The sequence below is a fragment of the Pedobacter suwonensis genome, from assembly GCF_044762335.1.
Taxonomy (GTDB): Bacteria; Bacteroidota; Bacteroidia; order Sphingobacteriales; family Sphingobacteriaceae; genus Pedobacter.
In genome coordinates this window covers 768,535-783,473 of the sequence record NZ_JBIWEB010000001.1, presented here as the reverse complement: position 1 = coordinate 783,473, position 14,939 = coordinate 768,535, and the positions used below count along the sequence as shown (strand labels likewise).

General features: G+C 38.3%; 14 protein-coding genes and 2 tRNA genes. 10 read left to right on the top strand and 6 right to left on the bottom strand.

The features are described 5' to 3' along the window. The first annotated feature begins 48 nt into the window (after window positions 1-48). A complete protein-coding gene (locus ACIQXP_RS03340; protein ID WP_387504049.1) occupies window positions 49-315 on the top strand; it encodes a hypothetical protein in 267 nt (88 codons plus the stop codon). Window positions 316-357: 42 nt separating this feature from the next. On the opposite strand, the gene ACIQXP_RS03335 is transcribed toward ACIQXP_RS03340, so the two are convergent. Both ACIQXP_RS03335 and ACIQXP_RS03330 read right to left on the bottom strand, forming a co-directional pair. Next, a complete protein-coding gene (locus ACIQXP_RS03335) occupies window positions 358-1,146 on the bottom strand; it encodes a (Fe-S)-binding protein (protein ID WP_387504051.1) in 789 nt (262 codons plus the stop codon). An 83-nt stretch (window positions 1,147-1,229) separates the two neighbouring features. Further along, window positions 1,230-2,525 carry a 4Fe-4S dicluster domain-containing protein gene (locus tag ACIQXP_RS03330; protein WP_387504052.1) on the bottom strand — a complete coding sequence of 432 codons (1,296 nt, stop codon included), beginning with the start codon at window positions 2,523-2,525 and terminating at the stop codon, window positions 1,230-1,232. 228 nt (window positions 2,526-2,753) lie between these two features. Here ACIQXP_RS03330 and ACIQXP_RS03325 point away from each other — a divergent pair. Together ACIQXP_RS03325 and ACIQXP_RS03320 are read left to right on the top strand one after the other, a co-directional pair. Then, window positions 2,754-2,826: transfer RNA gene (locus ACIQXP_RS03325), tRNA-Phe, on the top strand. A 235-nt stretch (window positions 2,827-3,061) separates the two neighbouring features. Continuing rightward, window positions 3,062-3,134 (top strand) — tRNA-Phe (locus tag ACIQXP_RS03320). Between the two features lie 72 nt (window positions 3,135-3,206). On the opposite strand, the gene ACIQXP_RS03315 is transcribed toward ACIQXP_RS03320, so the two are convergent. Next, window positions 3,207-3,632, bottom strand: coding sequence for an SRPBCC domain-containing protein (locus ACIQXP_RS03315; RefSeq protein ID WP_387504053.1), 426 nt, complete (start codon window positions 3,630-3,632; stop codon window positions 3,207-3,209). 359 nt (window positions 3,633-3,991) lie between these two features. On the opposite strand from ACIQXP_RS03315, the gene ACIQXP_RS03310 reads away from it, so the two are divergent. Next, window positions 3,992-5,590, top strand: coding sequence for a S41 family peptidase (locus tag ACIQXP_RS03310; protein ID WP_387504054.1), 1,599 nt, complete (start codon window positions 3,992-3,994; stop codon window positions 5,588-5,590). Window positions 5,591-5,747: 157 nt separating this feature from the next. Here ACIQXP_RS03310 and ACIQXP_RS03305 read toward each other — a convergent pair whose 3' ends face one another. Both ACIQXP_RS03305 and ACIQXP_RS03300 read right to left on the bottom strand, forming a co-directional pair. Beyond that, the gene (locus ACIQXP_RS03305) at window positions 5,748-6,350 is read right to left on the bottom strand and encodes a hypothetical protein (RefSeq protein ID WP_387504055.1); all 603 of its coding nucleotides are present in this window, start codon (window positions 6,348-6,350) and stop codon (window positions 5,748-5,750) included. 64 nt (window positions 6,351-6,414) lie between these two features. After that, window positions 6,415-6,690 carry a hypothetical protein gene (locus ACIQXP_RS03300; protein ID WP_387504056.1) on the bottom strand — a complete coding sequence of 92 codons (276 nt, stop codon included), beginning with the start codon at window positions 6,688-6,690 and terminating at the stop codon, window positions 6,415-6,417. Between the two features lie 103 nt (window positions 6,691-6,793). Here ACIQXP_RS03300 and ACIQXP_RS03295 point away from each other — a divergent pair, with 103 nt between their 5' ends. After that, window positions 6,794-7,276, top strand: a complete 483-nt coding sequence (locus tag ACIQXP_RS03295; protein ID WP_387504057.1) for a GNAT family N-acetyltransferase — start codon at window positions 6,794-6,796, stop codon at window positions 7,274-7,276. A gap of 89 nt (window positions 7,277-7,365) precedes the next feature. Here ACIQXP_RS03295 and ACIQXP_RS03290 read toward each other — a convergent pair whose 3' ends face one another. Further along, a complete protein-coding gene (locus tag ACIQXP_RS03290) occupies window positions 7,366-9,783 on the bottom strand; it encodes an outer membrane beta-barrel family protein (protein WP_387504058.1) in 2,418 nt (805 codons plus the stop codon). Window positions 9,784-9,990: 207 nt separating this feature from the next. Here ACIQXP_RS03290 and ACIQXP_RS03285 point away from each other — a divergent pair, with 207 nt between their 5' ends. From ACIQXP_RS03285 to rhaT, 5 genes are all read left to right on the top strand, one after another. Beyond that, window positions 9,991-10,998 carry a sensor histidine kinase gene (locus ACIQXP_RS03285; RefSeq protein ID WP_387504059.1) on the top strand — a complete coding sequence of 336 codons (1,008 nt, stop codon included), beginning with the start codon at window positions 9,991-9,993 and terminating at the stop codon, window positions 10,996-10,998. Window positions 10,999-11,077: 79 nt separating this feature from the next. Further along, entirely contained in the window at window positions 11,078-11,806 is a 729-nt protein-coding gene (locus tag ACIQXP_RS03280) for a LytR/AlgR family response regulator transcription factor (protein ID WP_387504060.1), read from the top strand. Between the two features lie 327 nt (window positions 11,807-12,133). Continuing rightward, window positions 12,134-12,601: a pyrophosphohydrolase domain-containing protein gene (locus ACIQXP_RS03275; protein WP_145856252.1), complete on the top strand. Its 468-nt coding sequence runs from the start codon at window positions 12,134-12,136 to the stop codon at window positions 12,599-12,601. Window positions 12,602-12,618: 17 nt separating this feature from the next. Beyond that, on the top strand, window positions 12,619-13,464 hold the full coding sequence (locus tag ACIQXP_RS03270; RefSeq protein WP_387504061.1) for an alpha/beta fold hydrolase: 846 nt from the start codon (window positions 12,619-12,621) through the stop codon (window positions 13,462-13,464). A gap of 370 nt (window positions 13,465-13,834) precedes the next feature. Beyond that, complete coding sequence (rhaT, locus tag ACIQXP_RS03265; protein ID WP_387504062.1) at window positions 13,835-14,929, top strand: L-rhamnose/proton symporter RhaT; 1,095 nt, start codon at window positions 13,835-13,837, stop codon at window positions 14,927-14,929. Window positions 14,930-14,939 lie beyond the last annotated feature (10 nt).

Sequence of the window (14,939 nt, the reverse complement as noted above, 5' to 3'; positions counted from 1 at the left end):
ATCTCGATTTGTTATCCAGATGGGGGATTTATGATATTGAAGATTAATATGGTTACAGGAGCATTCAACTATATTGATCTACTCAACAATCGTCATTGCGAGAAGGCTTTTTCAGCCTACGAAGCAATCTTTCATGCTGGCGATCCTTGCTGCAAAGATTGCTTCGTCGTTCCTTCTCGCAATGACGAAATTTCTAAGACATTTGTTATTGGTAGCTTATCGAAAGCGCTGTTTAGCTACAGATTAAAGCGTTTCGATACATTCGTCAAGCTCAGTACAGGCTTAGCTCAACCTGACAGATTGAAGCGCAAATAACGCTTATGATACCACTTTTATTAAGTGAGTTTAAAACGATCGTTACAGACCGTTTGCCCTTGCTGTAATCTCAGCAATATCAAGCACTTTAACTTCCTGTTCTTTATCTTTTAGTTTGATGCCATCGCTCAGCATTGTCATACAAAATGGGCAGCCTGCTGCAATAAATTGTGGATTGGTTTCTAAAGCCTCATCAATACGTTCTACGTTGATATCTTTATTTCCCTTTTCTGGTTCTTTAAACATCTGCGCGCCGCCGGCACCGCAACATAAGCCATTACTTTTGCAGCGTTTCATTTCTACAAGCTGCGCATCAAGTACCTCTAAAGCTTTTCTGGGCGCTTCGTAAATTCCATTCCCCCGGCCCAGGTAACATGGATCGTGGTAAGTAATTTTTTTGCCTTTGAAACTTTCACCACCTTCGGCTTTCAGTTTGCCCTCGTTAATTAAATCCTGTATCAATTGTGTATGGTGGATCACTTCGTAGCTGCCACCCAAACCTGGATATTCATTTTTAATGGTGTTAAAGCAGTGTGGGCAGCCGGTAACAATTTTTTTGATGTTATAAGCATTCAATACCTCAATATTTGCAATGGCCTGCATTTGGAAAAGAAATTCATTACCAGCCCTTTTCGCGGGATCACCGGTACAACTCTCTTCTGTTCCTAAAACCGCATATTTAATGCCTACATGATGCAAGATCTTGCAAATGTCGCGGGTAATTTTCTGCGCTCTTTCATCATAACTTCCGGCACAGCCTACCCAAAATAATATTTCTGGTTCTTCACCTGCGGCCATTAACTCGGCCATAGTAGGGACTTTAAATTCCATTTGTCTATTATCTAGTATCAAGTATGAAGTATCGGGTGTCAAGACTTCATGTAATTATTTAATTTATTGCCAACTGAAAACTGCTAATTCTCCTGCGCCCAGTTAAAACGATCGGTCGGAGAATATTTCCAAGGGGCCTGGTTATTTTCGATATTGCCCAGCATCGCATTAATACTGCCTGGTGCCTGCGATTCTTCCATCACGGCAAAACGGCGAAGCTCCATAATAATCTGTAAGGGATCGATATTTACCGGACAGGCTTCAACACAGGCATTGCAGCTGGTGCAGGCCCAGATTTCTTCCCTGCTGATGTAATCGTCCAATAAAGATTTTCCGTCCTGGTGTTCTGCGCCGTGTTTATCAATGTTCTGGCCCACTTCGGTGATCCGGTCGCGGGTATCCATCATAATTTTTCTTGGCGATAAAAGTTTGCCCGTAATATTTGCAGGGCATACCGAAGTACATCTTCCACATTCAGTGCAGGTATAAGCATTCATCAGGTTAACCCAACTTAAATCGGTTACGTCTTTTGCACCAAATTTACCTGCTTCTGTTTCTGCTGGTACAAAAGAAGGATCGAGCATTGCTTTTACCTCATTGGTAACCGAAGCCATATTGGTAAACTCCCCCTTAGGTTCCAGATTGGAAAAATAGGTGTTTGGAAAGGCAAAAAGAATATGGAAATGTTTTGAATAAGGCAGGTAATTTAGGAAGGCCAGGATACCTATAATGTGAAACCACCAACAGCTGCGTTCTATCATGACCAGGGCACTTTCTGATGCTGGCAAAATGTTCATCAAATACTGGCTTACCGGAAATGCACCAGCAGTAACATAATGGCTGGCGCCCATAAGCTGGAGTTTTGCGTCTGCTGCATTCATAAACAAAAAAGCACTCATTAACAAAATCTCAGTGATGAGGATATAGTTGGCATCAGACTTTGGCCAGCTTTTCATCTCTACACCACTAAAGCGTTTAAGTTTTAGAATGTTCCTTCGGACTAGGAAAATAGCACAGGAAACCCAAACCGTAAGGGCCAGGATTTCGAAAGAGCCGATCAGGAAGTTATACAAGCCGCCCAGGCCATTAAAAATACGGTGTGTGCCAAATAATCCATCAATCATGATTTCCAAAACTTCGATGTTGATAATGACAAAGCCGATGTAAACAAAAAAGTGGAGAAAGGCCGGGATAGGGCGAACAACCATTTTAGATTGCCCGAATGCCACCCGGATCATGGTCATTAATCTTTTTTGCGGTTGATCTTGTCGATTTACCGGTTTGCCTAAGCGGATATTGCGAATTATTTTACGCAGGTTAACTGTAAACAGCGCAATTGCTGCAAGTGTAAGTACTAGAAAAAGGATCTGTGCTACCATGCAATATTAGATTGTCATGCTAAAATAGGATATTAATCCAAATAAATTGCTATGCATGCATAAAAAAATAATAAAAAATATTTGTTTGTATTCATTCTAAGAAACGATGGTGAAGTGCTTTTTGAAAAATAAAAAATTAATTAATTGATAATCAGCGTTACAATGAAATAATCAAAAAAAAATTTTGCTTTTGAAAAAAGAACACTACATTTGCAAACCCAAACGGATGGTGCCATAGCTCAGTCGGTAGAGCAAAGGACTGAAAATCCTTGTGTCCCTGGTTCGAATCCAGGTGGCACCACTTCCAAAAGCCTTTCAGTAATGAGAGGCTTTTTTGGTTTTCAGGCTGTTTTTTAAAATGCTCGGTGTTTAGTGGAACCAGTAGGTGTCTTATACAAATAGTTTAAAAAAAAAAAATAATGGATCTTTCTGCTTATCAAAAAGTTGACAGGTTATCGCTGCATTGATAGAAAAAAAACTGAAATCCTTTTTTGGATTTGAGAAAAAGAACACTACATTTGCAAACCCAAACGGATGGTGCCATAGCTCAGTCGGTAGAGCAAAGGACTGAAAATCCTTGTGTCCCTGGTTCGAATCCAGGTGGCACCACTTCCAAAAGCCTTTCAGCAATGAAAGGCTTTTTTGGTTTAATAAGATTCTTAAGTCTTATGTTTCAGCATGTTATTTATTTTCGGCAATTTCTTTCACTTTAGCTAAAGCTTTGGGCCACGTTTCCTGAAAATATGCTGTCCATTCTTTAACGATATCCATATCAATCAGTAGTTCGGTTTCTCCGCCTTTTTCATTTAAGGTATAGTTTTCGAAGGATTCGCCCCATTTATGCAGTTCTTCTTGGCCATCTTTAATTTCGCCAATATGTTTGATGGACAGGTATTGACCGGGTATATTTTCGTGGATCACCGCAACCATGCCATTTCCTTTCCCATCACCAAAAATTGCCCTGCTTCCTTTTTTCCAGTCGGTTTCCACCTGCGATCCTTCAGCAAATACCGCAGTCCATTCAGGGTAAGTTTTTACACCAAAAAGCACATCCCAAACTTTCTCTCCTGGAGCGTTAATTGTAGTTTTAAATTTAATTTTTTCCATGAGGTTGAATTTAAGTTACCGTTATTCTTCACTAAAATTAATTAGGAACTATATTAATGTTGTTGATTATTAATTTGTTATAACAAATTTGCAAATGATCTGATTGATTAAAGCGGTGTAAAGGCGACAATTTATGGGGGCATAAGGGTTAACATCCGGATACTTTTTAAAATATCTTTTGAAATTTAATAAATATTACAATGAAAAGTAATTTAATCGGTAGATTTACGTACTTCATTATGCAGGCATAGGCATGCCATATTAGAATGTGATTGAGTTTAGAATAGATAAAACTTTATTTTCAAACAACTTTACCATTGCCTGATACGTATATTGAACATTATACTACAATAATTTCTATGAGAAATAAGAAATTCATTTACCTGGTAACACTGGGTTTTTTAAGTTTTGGGGCGATCAGCGGCTGCAAAAAGAGCAATACAGTACCTGAAACCGAAGTCCCGCCTGTTGTAACAACGCCCAGCGGAACGCGGGATGAACTGACCAAAGATTCTATTTTTTTATACGGAAAAGAGCTTTATTACTGGAATACTTCGCTGCCCACCTATGAAGTATTTAACCCAAGGAGATTTAGTTCGAATGAAGCAGAACTATACGCCATGACACAGTATTCCTTGGATCCGGCAACAGGAAAGCCATATGAATATGTGAGTACTTCTGGTGAACCTAAATATTCGTTCTTCGATTACACGGCAGCTACAACAGGAAAAACAGGGTCGCTTAAAGCCGATGTAAACGGTTCTGCCAATGATTATGGTTTTTCTGTTCAGTACTACTACAATAGTACCACAGATCTGATGGTGAAATATGTTTATCCAAACTCACCTGCCGCACTGCAGGGTTTAACGCGTGGCTGTAGAATAACCAGTGTGAACGGAAGAACCGATCTGACTTACCCTGGCGCAGTTAATTTTTTAAATAACGCAATTTTTGGTACAAATGCTACGGTTACTTTAGCTTTTAACGATCTTGCCGGTAACCCTAAAACAGCCGTTATATCTAGCGGCATATACACGGTTAACCCGATATTGTTTACAAATGTTTATACAGTTGGTACGAAAAAAGTGGGTTACATCGTATTTAATAGTTTTACCAATAATGCTTCTTCCGCAATAAGTGCAGTTTTTTCTAATTTTGCAACCCAGGGCGTTAGTGAAGTAGTTGTTGATTTACGCTATAATGGCGGGGGCTATGTTTCAACAGCTATTGAAATGATCAATCTGATGGCCCCGGCAGGAGAAAACGGTAATACGATGTTTACTTCTTATTACAACAATTACCTGCAAAACATTACTACTGCCCAACGTAAAACCTCTGTTTTGGCACACCAGCCCTTATTAGACGATGCGGGTAAATTACAGACTTTTACTACGGGCGTAAATGGAAAGTATGCTACTTATGTAGATTTAAATTATTCGCCAACAGCAGCCGATAATGTAGAGAAATTTGCAAAATCTGGCGGCTTAACATTAAACAGGGTTTATTTTATTGTAACGGGCGCAACTGCATCTGCCAGCGAGCTAACCATTAATAGCTTAAAACCGGTAATGGATGTCAAGTTAATTGGCAGAACAACGTATGGTAAGCCTGTGGGTTTCTTCCCCATCAGAATAGATAAGGTAGATATGTATATTCCTGAGTTTGAAACCAAAAACAAACTTGGTATTGGCGGTTATTATTCTGGCCTTACAGTTGATAAAGAATCGCCAGAGGATTTAAGCAAAACATGGGGCGATGAAACCGAGACCTTGCTGAATTACGCATTGACATATGCTAAGAATGGTAATTTTGTAACTACCGTGAAAAAAACATCCAGTTTGAGTACATCAACCACAGCAGTACCAAAATTATCTATAGCTCAATTAAGGGAGCTGGATGAAAAACTGGATCCCAATGGTTTTAAGGGAATGGTAATGACACCTCATAAGAGATTTTAATGAAGCTTTTTCATGAGCATAAGTGGGTTTTGTAAAATAAAATGTCACGTTGAGCCTGTCGAAACACTTTTGATAACATGATCGAAAGTCCTTCGACAAGCTAAGGATGACACTATTCTTATTACAATATTCTAATTTTTGTTATACTAATGCTTATTTATAACAGTATTTTACTGCTGATATCTTTATTAATCGTAATATAACCCGGATATTTAACAGGTGTATTGCCCAGCATAAAGGTTGGTTTTATTTTTATGGTCAATAACCCTAATTTTTCATCTTTTGATGATGATCCTTTTTTTGCCGCCTTGATAATATCATTAAAAACGTTACCATTAGAAATCAATCCGTAGATATTGCTCACTAACTGTACCGGAACTGTAACGGTTTGACCTTGTGCAATGCTTACAGGCTGATTGACAATACCTTCTGCCAGATCAGTGTTGTTAACCAATATTTTATATTCAAACTGGTTAATCGCTGCTAAATTGCTTGATGGGTTGGTGATTTCTAAATTCAGGTTTGCTTTTAAAGGGATATCTTTTCTTAACAGGCCTAACGCCACGCCGGGCAAGCTCGTTAAACTAAAGCTTTGCTGGTCCATTAATGTTTTAACATCAGTGCCTGCAATCGATATCTGTTTTACTCCGGTAATCTTATAGGTGCAGTCTTCCAGCGCTTTAATCTGCTGCGCCTGCCTATTTATGCCACAGCCAAAAATGCTTATGGTAAACAAAAAAAGCAATAGTTTCTTTTTCATATCATTCATAACGGCAAAATACTAAAACTATTTCAGCCACAATATGGGTTTAACCAAAATTAACTTAGGCGCTTGGGGTAATGGTTTCAATGTCATCGCGTTTTTCCTCATCGTCAGTTTTACTTTTTTCAACTGGTTTTTCCGTCATGTCTGCTTTTTCAGCCTGATCATCTGGTTTTGCTTTTTCGTCAACTTCATCTTCTCTGGTTTTTTGCTCGGATTCGTTTGGTTGAACTTTTTCCTTTTCAGTTGAAGGCGTAACGGTTTCTATTTCCAGTTGTACATCATCTGTTGGTTTGGGATGATCACTGTTTGGTGTCATTGCTTTTTCATTTTCCATGGTATAAATCTGTTTTATAGTTATAATGGAATTCAGTTGTATTTTGTTTGCTTTTATTTTAAAACAACTGGTCGTTTGTTAATTTTGCACAAAATGATAAGATATGGCCATAACCATTAGGAAGATAACACCGGCAGATGATATTGCTACAGCTTCAATGATCAGAACGGTGTTAAGGGAATTTAAAGTAGACAGGCCAGGTACTGTTTATACCGATCCGACAACCGACGATTTGTCGACACTTTTTGAGCAACCTAAATCGGCTTACTGGCTTGCGGAAGAAGACGGAGCTATTATTGGTGGCTGCGGTATTTATCCAACAGATGGCCTGCCGGATGGTTGTGTTGAACTCGTAAAATTTTATGCCCTTCCAGCTTCGCGTGGCAAAGGCATCGGTAGGATGCTGATGGAAAAGAGTATAGAATCTGCTCAGCAATTTGGTTATAATGAGATTTATCTGGAGTCTTTTCCGGAACTGGCCAAAGCCATCACCATGTACGAAAAGGCTGGGTTTAAAAAACTCGCAGGTCCGATGGGTAATTCTGGCCACTACGCCTGTAATATTTGGATGTTACTGGTTTTGTAGCTGGTTTACTGTTGGAAATGGTTAATCGGTTAACAGCACAAATGAATAAATTCACCTCCATTAACCGATTAACACTTTATCTTAATTTTTTAATTTTTGCCAACCCTGTTTTCTTCTTCGCTGGTTCCGGTTTGTCTTTTGCGGGCGGTTTTAATTTTCATATTTCCGAATCTATAAGTGAAACTTAGGTTCACCCTCCGACTTTCCCATTCATTTTGCCAGTAGGTTTTAATGTTGTTGTACTCCAGGTTTGCCCTGAATTTACTCGTATTAAAAATATCGTTTACTTTTAGTGCCAGTGTGGCATTTTTGTTCCAGAATAATTTTTTAACACCGATATTGAGCTGATAACTTTCTAAGTTACGAAAAAGACCATTAACCGATGGGGAATCGTAAAAGGCATAGGTGGTTAAGCTATAGTTTTTAGGTAAAGTAATGGTATTATCCATAACCACTGACCAGTTCCAGGAGAAAGCATTAAATCCGTTACCTTGTACAGCTGATTCGGTTCGGTTAAATCCTGCTGAAACTTCGGTACTGTTGTTCCACCATTTGGTTATATCGAAAGGATTCCCCGTTGCCATGTAAAAGTTTGTGGTACGGTTCAGGTTTTCTGGTCTGGAAATACTTTCTTTCGTAATATTGTTCTGATAAACCACCTCCGATATCGAACCATTGTTAACCGAATAACTTAAAGTCAATACCCTAAAGTTTTTAATAGAATAATTCAATTCGAAACTATTGGCGTAAGAGGGCTGTAGTAACGGATTCCCCTGTAGGGCAGTATAGGGATCTGAATAAAATGTAAACGGATTTAAGCTGCTGTATGATGGTCTGTTAATACTCTTACGGTATGCAGCTGTTATCAGGTTGTTTGAGTCGAGTTTTAGGGATACAAAAACTGTTGGAAAAAGCTTCCAGTATTTTCGGTTGATCAGGGTATTGGTACCGGAAGAACTGCCATTGCCTAAAGTCTGTTCAGCACGTAAACCCGCTTTGATCTGTAGGTTTTTAAAATTTTGATCAAGGGAAAGATAACCGGCATTAATGTTTTCGTTGTAAGAAAAGGCGTTGGTTCTGCGGGGATCGGTGATCCAGCCAGCGGTTTTGAGCGAATCGAAACGAACATCGCTCTGCGATTCTACCCAGCTGCTTTTCCAGCCGGTTTCCATTTTTAATGTTTTTGAAAAATTTAAGCTATAGTCAGCCTTAATCGAATATATAGAAACGTTTCCCATCCCTTTGTTACGCAAATCGATTGGATTGCCGATCAGCTGTTCGTTTGCATCAAGATAATTATTGGTAAAAGTTTCGTTTTTGCTGTTATCGAACCTCACGTAATCAGCATCAAAGCCCAATTCTCCGCCTAGTGTATCCGTTTTAAAACGGTAGTTCAGGTTAAATGCATGGTTTTTTTCGGTATTGCTTTGTGGGTTGAACATTAATGTACTGCCCATTTTTACACCTGCAGCATTATAATTTACCGAATTGCTATTAACCTTTGTTTCCTCAGGAGCCGTAAAGCCTTTTACCATTACCCCTAAGGTATGTTTCTCATTGATAAAATAATCGGCGCCTGTAGAATAATTTAAGCTGTTGGTTATCGGGTGCCAGAAATTAATTTGGTTATACTGCTCATCCCCAATGGTTCTATTTAAGGTTAATCTGTTATAGGAGTTATAATGTCCGGCGTCTAGGCGCAGATAAGTACTCACCTTACCGACATTGTAATTCAGGTTGGTACCTCCAAAAAATTTTTCATAACGGCCATAACCACCGCCCAGATTCATGTTTCCGTTAAATCCCTGCATTTTATTTCTTTTGAGTTTGATATTAATGATGCCTGCTGTACCTGCGGCATCAAAAGAAGATGGGGGATTAGAAATTAATTCTAATTTGCTTAATACCGATCCGGGCAATGATTTTAGGTAAGTGGTCAGTTCCAAGCCCGTCATATAACTCATCTTACCATCAATCATTATAATAATGCCTTTTTTACCTTTAAGTACGATGTTATCGTCTTTATCCAGTTTTACGCCTGGCGACCTGCTGATTACTTCCAATGCATTATCGCCAGCGGTATTCATCTGTTCTACATTTACAATCACCCGGTCTGCCTTTTGGTCAATTACAGGCATTTTTGATATAATATTTACTTCTTTCAGGTTTTGAGACTGATCTGCCAGTATAATTATTGGGACTTTTACAGCCATATCTTTTACTTCAAATGGTACAGACTGGTTTTTTTCAAACCCCATCATTAAGGCCTTAATGAGGTACCTGCCAGGTTTAACATTACTGAATTCGTATACACCTTGTTGATTGGTAACCTGTAAAGTAACCGAAGAAGAATCGGGTAAGTGGATTAAAGCTACTGAAGCATAATCAAGGGCTTTATTTCTTTTATCGGTAATGGTTCCTGATACCTTAATGTTTTGAGCAAGAGTAGTTTGAAAATTAAAAATAAGCAGGGCAAAAAGAATGGATTTAAATAAAGGATTCATCATCGTGTTGGTTTTTAATATTGACGATTCAAAGATGATGTGGTTGCGTCACCCTAAAAATTATATGATCCCAACCCTTTAAAATATTATCCCAATCCATTTTTAAAGTATAATTGGCGTTCATCCTTAAAATGTAGCGGTTGGGATAATTATTTGCCCGTTTGGAATAAGAAAATAGGCATTGAAAAAAGCTTTGTCTAGTTTTGGACTATGAAAACAATTAAAATCATTTCTATTCATATTCTTGGCTGGTTACTTGTTTTGGGCTATTTTTATGGCGGTCGTTTAATTGATGGCACAACCTTCAGACAATCTGCTTTTAACATTTCTATTAATTTTATACAGGTGATAGAATTCTACATTTGTTATGCATGGGTATATCCAAGATTTTTGAAAAGAAACAAATTACCCCAGTTAATCGGCGGTATTTTATTTACCATGGCCGTTTTTACATCACTCCGGTATTTAATAGAAGAGATCCTCTATAGAAAATGGTTTGGTTTTCATAATTATGATGATGGCGTAACGGCATGGAACTATATATCTGATAATATTTATTGGAGTTTAGCTTTTATTGTAGTACCAGCTGCGGCATATGGAATTGAACAGAGCTTTAAATCAGAACAGGCTAACCGTAAACTGAAGGAGGAAGTGGTTAAGGCCGAACTTTCATTTTTGAAATCGCAGATCAATCCACATTTCCTATATAATACTTTAAATTATGTTTATTCGCTGGCTATTCCCGTTTCAGATCAGTTGGCCAATGCTGTTTTGCGTTTGTCAGACCTGATGCGTTATACCTTGAACGATAGCCCGGATGGTAAAGTAAGTCTGAGTAAGGAAGTGGAATATTTAGAGAGTTATGTAGCACTTTTTAAAATGCGTTTTGAACCAAAGTTTTACGTCGATTTTATAACAGAGGGAATTGCTGATCAAAAAATAGCTTCGCTGGTATTAATCCCGTTTGTTGAAAATGCTTTTAAACATGGTGTGGTCAATGATGAAACTCAGCCAGTGCGCATTAAGCTGAAAGTGCAGAGTAAAAGATTAAGTTTCGAGGTGAGCAATAAGATCAGTCATGCACAGAAAGACCACTCCAGCGGTGTTGGTATGGTGAATATCTACCGAAGGTTAGAACTGATCTATCCTGAAAGACACGAGTTATTAATTTCCAACAACGGTAATACTTACAAAAGTACTTTGATCTTAAATCTCTGATGTATAATTTGTATCATTGAAAACTATTCTAATGTTAATTCATGCTAATCGCCAACCCCTAACCGCTAAACCCTAACCCATGATCCGTTGCCTTGCCGTTGATGATGAATCATATGCTTCAGATATTATTGCCAGCTTTATCAGCAAAACTCCATTTTTAGATTTGGTTGGAACCACTACCAATGCTTTTGAAGCACTTAATCTGGTTCAGGAGGGTAAGATAGACCTTGTTTTCTTAGATATACAGATGCCAGAGTTAACAGGGATCCAGTTTTTGAAGATCTGTGGTGGTAAATGCAAAGTGATTTTAACCACGGCCTACCCCGAGTACGCTTTAGAGGGGTTTGATCTTGATGTGGTAGATTATCTGCTTAAGCCTATTTCCTATGAACGTTTTTATAAGGCTGCTACGAAAGCACAACAGATTTTAATGCCCGTAGTGCCCGCTCAGCAGGAAGCTGCTTTAAAGCCGGTAACCCAGGGGAATGATTTTGTTTTTATCAAGGGGGATACTAAAAACAAGTTTATTAAGGTTAATTATGAAGATATTCTTTATATAGAGGGTTTAAAAAACTACGTTTCGGTTTATACCGCCACTCAAAGGGTTGTCACTTATCAGGCTCTGCGCGAGCTGGAAAACGAACTGCCTCAGCCACCCTTTTACCGTATCCATAAATCATATATTGTTTCCCTTGAAAAGATCAAGATGATAGACGGCAATACAGTTTATATCAACGATCAGGCTATCCCCATTGGTGAAACTTATAAAGAAGAATTTTTTAAAGTGGTGAGGGAAGGGAAGAAGTAGGGTAGTTTGGTTAATTGTATAAATCGGTTAACTGGTTAATTTAGGGATTTAAATATTGTTGAATTGTTAGATTGTTCAATTGCTGGGATTCATCTTTCAATTAACTAGTTTGAACAATTAACCAATTAACCATTCTGATCAGTTTTCAGTTGGCAATTCGCAGTTAATCGCTAAGCAATTCAACAATTGAACAATTTTTTGGCAATTCATAATTGCAGTTGTCCAATTTAAAAAGTTAGCCGGTTAACCGACCTGTGTATAAATTCTCCCCAATATTTCTTTCGTTTTTTTTAAGTTTGCTGCATAAAGATCAAATCAATCACCATCATGCAAGAAACCAATTCGCTAAATCAGGTTGCAGAATTTCACACTACGTTTAAACATCCCATTTTGGAAAATCCGATAATTCCTTCAAAGCAGCGGGCAAATTTGCGTATTTCGCTTTTAGCAGAAGAACTGAAAGAATTGCAGGAAGCGGTAGAAAATGACGATCTGGTAGAGGTTGCCGATGCCCTTTGCGATTTGCAATATGTTTTGGCAGGCGCCATCCACGAATTTGGTTTGGGTGGAAAATTTAAAACTTTGTTTGACGAAGTTCACCGTTCTAATATGAGCAAAGCTTGTAAAACAGTAGAAGAGGCTGAGCAAACCATCCGGTTTTATTTAGAAAAAGATGGGACCGAATCTTATTATAAAGAAGTAGACGGATTATTCCTGGTGTTCAGAAAATCTGATGACAAGACTTTGAAATCGATTAATTATTCGCCAGCTGATTTAAAATCACATTTGGTTTAAGTATAGATTAGTTACCGTTGAAAAGGCTAAAACAAATCGTAAGTGAGCTTAAACTAACACAAGCCCGGCCTGATGCTGCTTTAATGCGCGAATTTATTTTTTACTCGCCTAAAATGCCTTTACGTCTGCATCAGGAACAACTTATTGTCGAATCAAAACCATTTAGCCTTCCCGTTTTTGATACCTATTTCACCAAAGCCAACCTGATCATTAACTGTTTTAGCTGGGGAAATGGAAAACGCAAAGTGTTACTAACACATGGCTGGGCCTCAAAAGCCTTAGATTTTTATGAGCTGATTATTGAACTCCGAAAAATAGAAGACCTGGAAATTATTGCCTTTGATGCTCCTGGTAACGGGAGTTCAATTTCAGAGTTTTCCAACCTGATGTTATATGCAGATTCGGTAAAAGCGATTTCTTTAAACTATGTGCAGCCTGATGTTCTTATCGGGCATTCACTTGGTGGCATGGCCAATGTAATTGCTTTACAGGAATTAGAGATAACTCCTGAATTGCTCGTTAGCATTGCACCATTGATCAGGCTGAAAGAGAACTTTGAACAGAGCTTACATTCGGTAAGCGTAGTTGCAAAAGATCAGGAGATTTTTTTTAGCAACTTTGCGAAAGAATTTTCAGTTCCGGCTGAACACTTTAACCTAGCGGAACTTTATCAGCCAGGTACTGATTTAACACACTTTCTGGCTTATGATCCAGCCGATCATATTTCACCCCATCAGTTTCTTAAAGAATTCTTAGAAAAAAATCCTGCAGTAAACGCTAAATCATTTGAAGAGGTAGGACATTATAAAATCCTCAGATCGGTTGACGTGATTGAATCTATTGTGGAGAGAATTAATAAATAAACGTCATTTCGACTGAAGAGTAGCAGAATGGAGAAATATTTCAATGCCAAAACAATCATCTGCGCTGATCTTCTTCAATTTATTAATAACTATAACACCATTTTGGCCTGCAGATTTAAGTAATCAACGCAGACCAAAATCTTCATTTAATTGGAAAACGCACTAAGGTTAATTTTTTACTAACTATTGCTCCCAACCCCTGTCTTTGGACTTATCTAATTCCATCGTCCATCGTACATCTTCCATCATACATCTTCCATCATCATTATGCATCTTCCATCCGAAATATTATTTCTCATCCATAACAGTGCATAACAGTTAAAGTTGGTGTATCTACTATTTTTAGAGCAACCAAATATACAATCAACACATGCAGGCAATTTTAGGTGTAATTTTTCATTTTTTCGGCGGTTTTGCCTCCGGAAGTTTTTATATCCCTTACAAAAAAGTCAGAGGTTGGGCATGGGAGAGTTATTGGATTGTCGGCGGAATTTTCTCCTGGTTAATCGTTCCTCCATTGGCTGCTTTTTTAACCATCCCAAATTTTACGGCAATTATTGCTGATACCCATACAAACATTTTATGGCTGACCTATTTTTTTGGCGTGCTTTGGGGCATTGGTGGCCTGACCTATGGTTTAGGCGTTCGTTATCTTGGCGTGTCGTTGGGCAGTAGCATCATTCTTGGACTATGTATGGTCCTGGGCTCTATTTTACCTTCCATCTATTTTGATTTTTTTCCAGAGACAGGTAAAGATACTTTTACGATGTTTTTGCATACCGATTGGGGGCGGATGGTACTGTTAGGACTTTTAGTGTGCATAGTTGGAATCGTCATCTGCGGTAAAGCAGGTGTGATGAAAGAGAAAGAGATAAAATCTGTTGTTGCTGATCCGCATGGTATGGAGGTGAAAACCGAATATAAATTCGGGCTTGGCTTACTTGTAGGGATTGTTTCGGGTATTTTAAGTGCTTGCTTCAACTTTGGTATCGAAGCGGGAAAACCAATGGCTGATGCAGCCAACTCGATTTGGAAAGCGGCCAATCCTGCTGAAAACGGTAATTTTTTATTTCAGAATAATGTTACTTATGTGGTTGTGCTTTGGGGCGGTTTAACTACCAATTTTATCTGGTGTATGGTGCTTAACGCCAGGAATAAAACTTTTAGCGATTACACCAATGCAAAGAGTCCGCTGATTAAAAACTATGTTTTTTCCGCACTGGCAGGTACCACCTGGTTTTTGCAGTTTTTTTTCTATGGTATGGGCGAAAGTAAAATGGGTAATGGAGCCAGTTCATGGATATTGCATATGGCCTTTATTATTTTAATTGCAAATGTTTGGGGGCTGATATTAAAAGAGTGGAAAGGTGTATCTCGTAGAACACTGATAACGATTTTGGCTGGCATTTTAACCATCATCATTTCGGTGTTTATCGTGGGTTATGGTAATTCAATAAAAAATTAAAATTTAAACA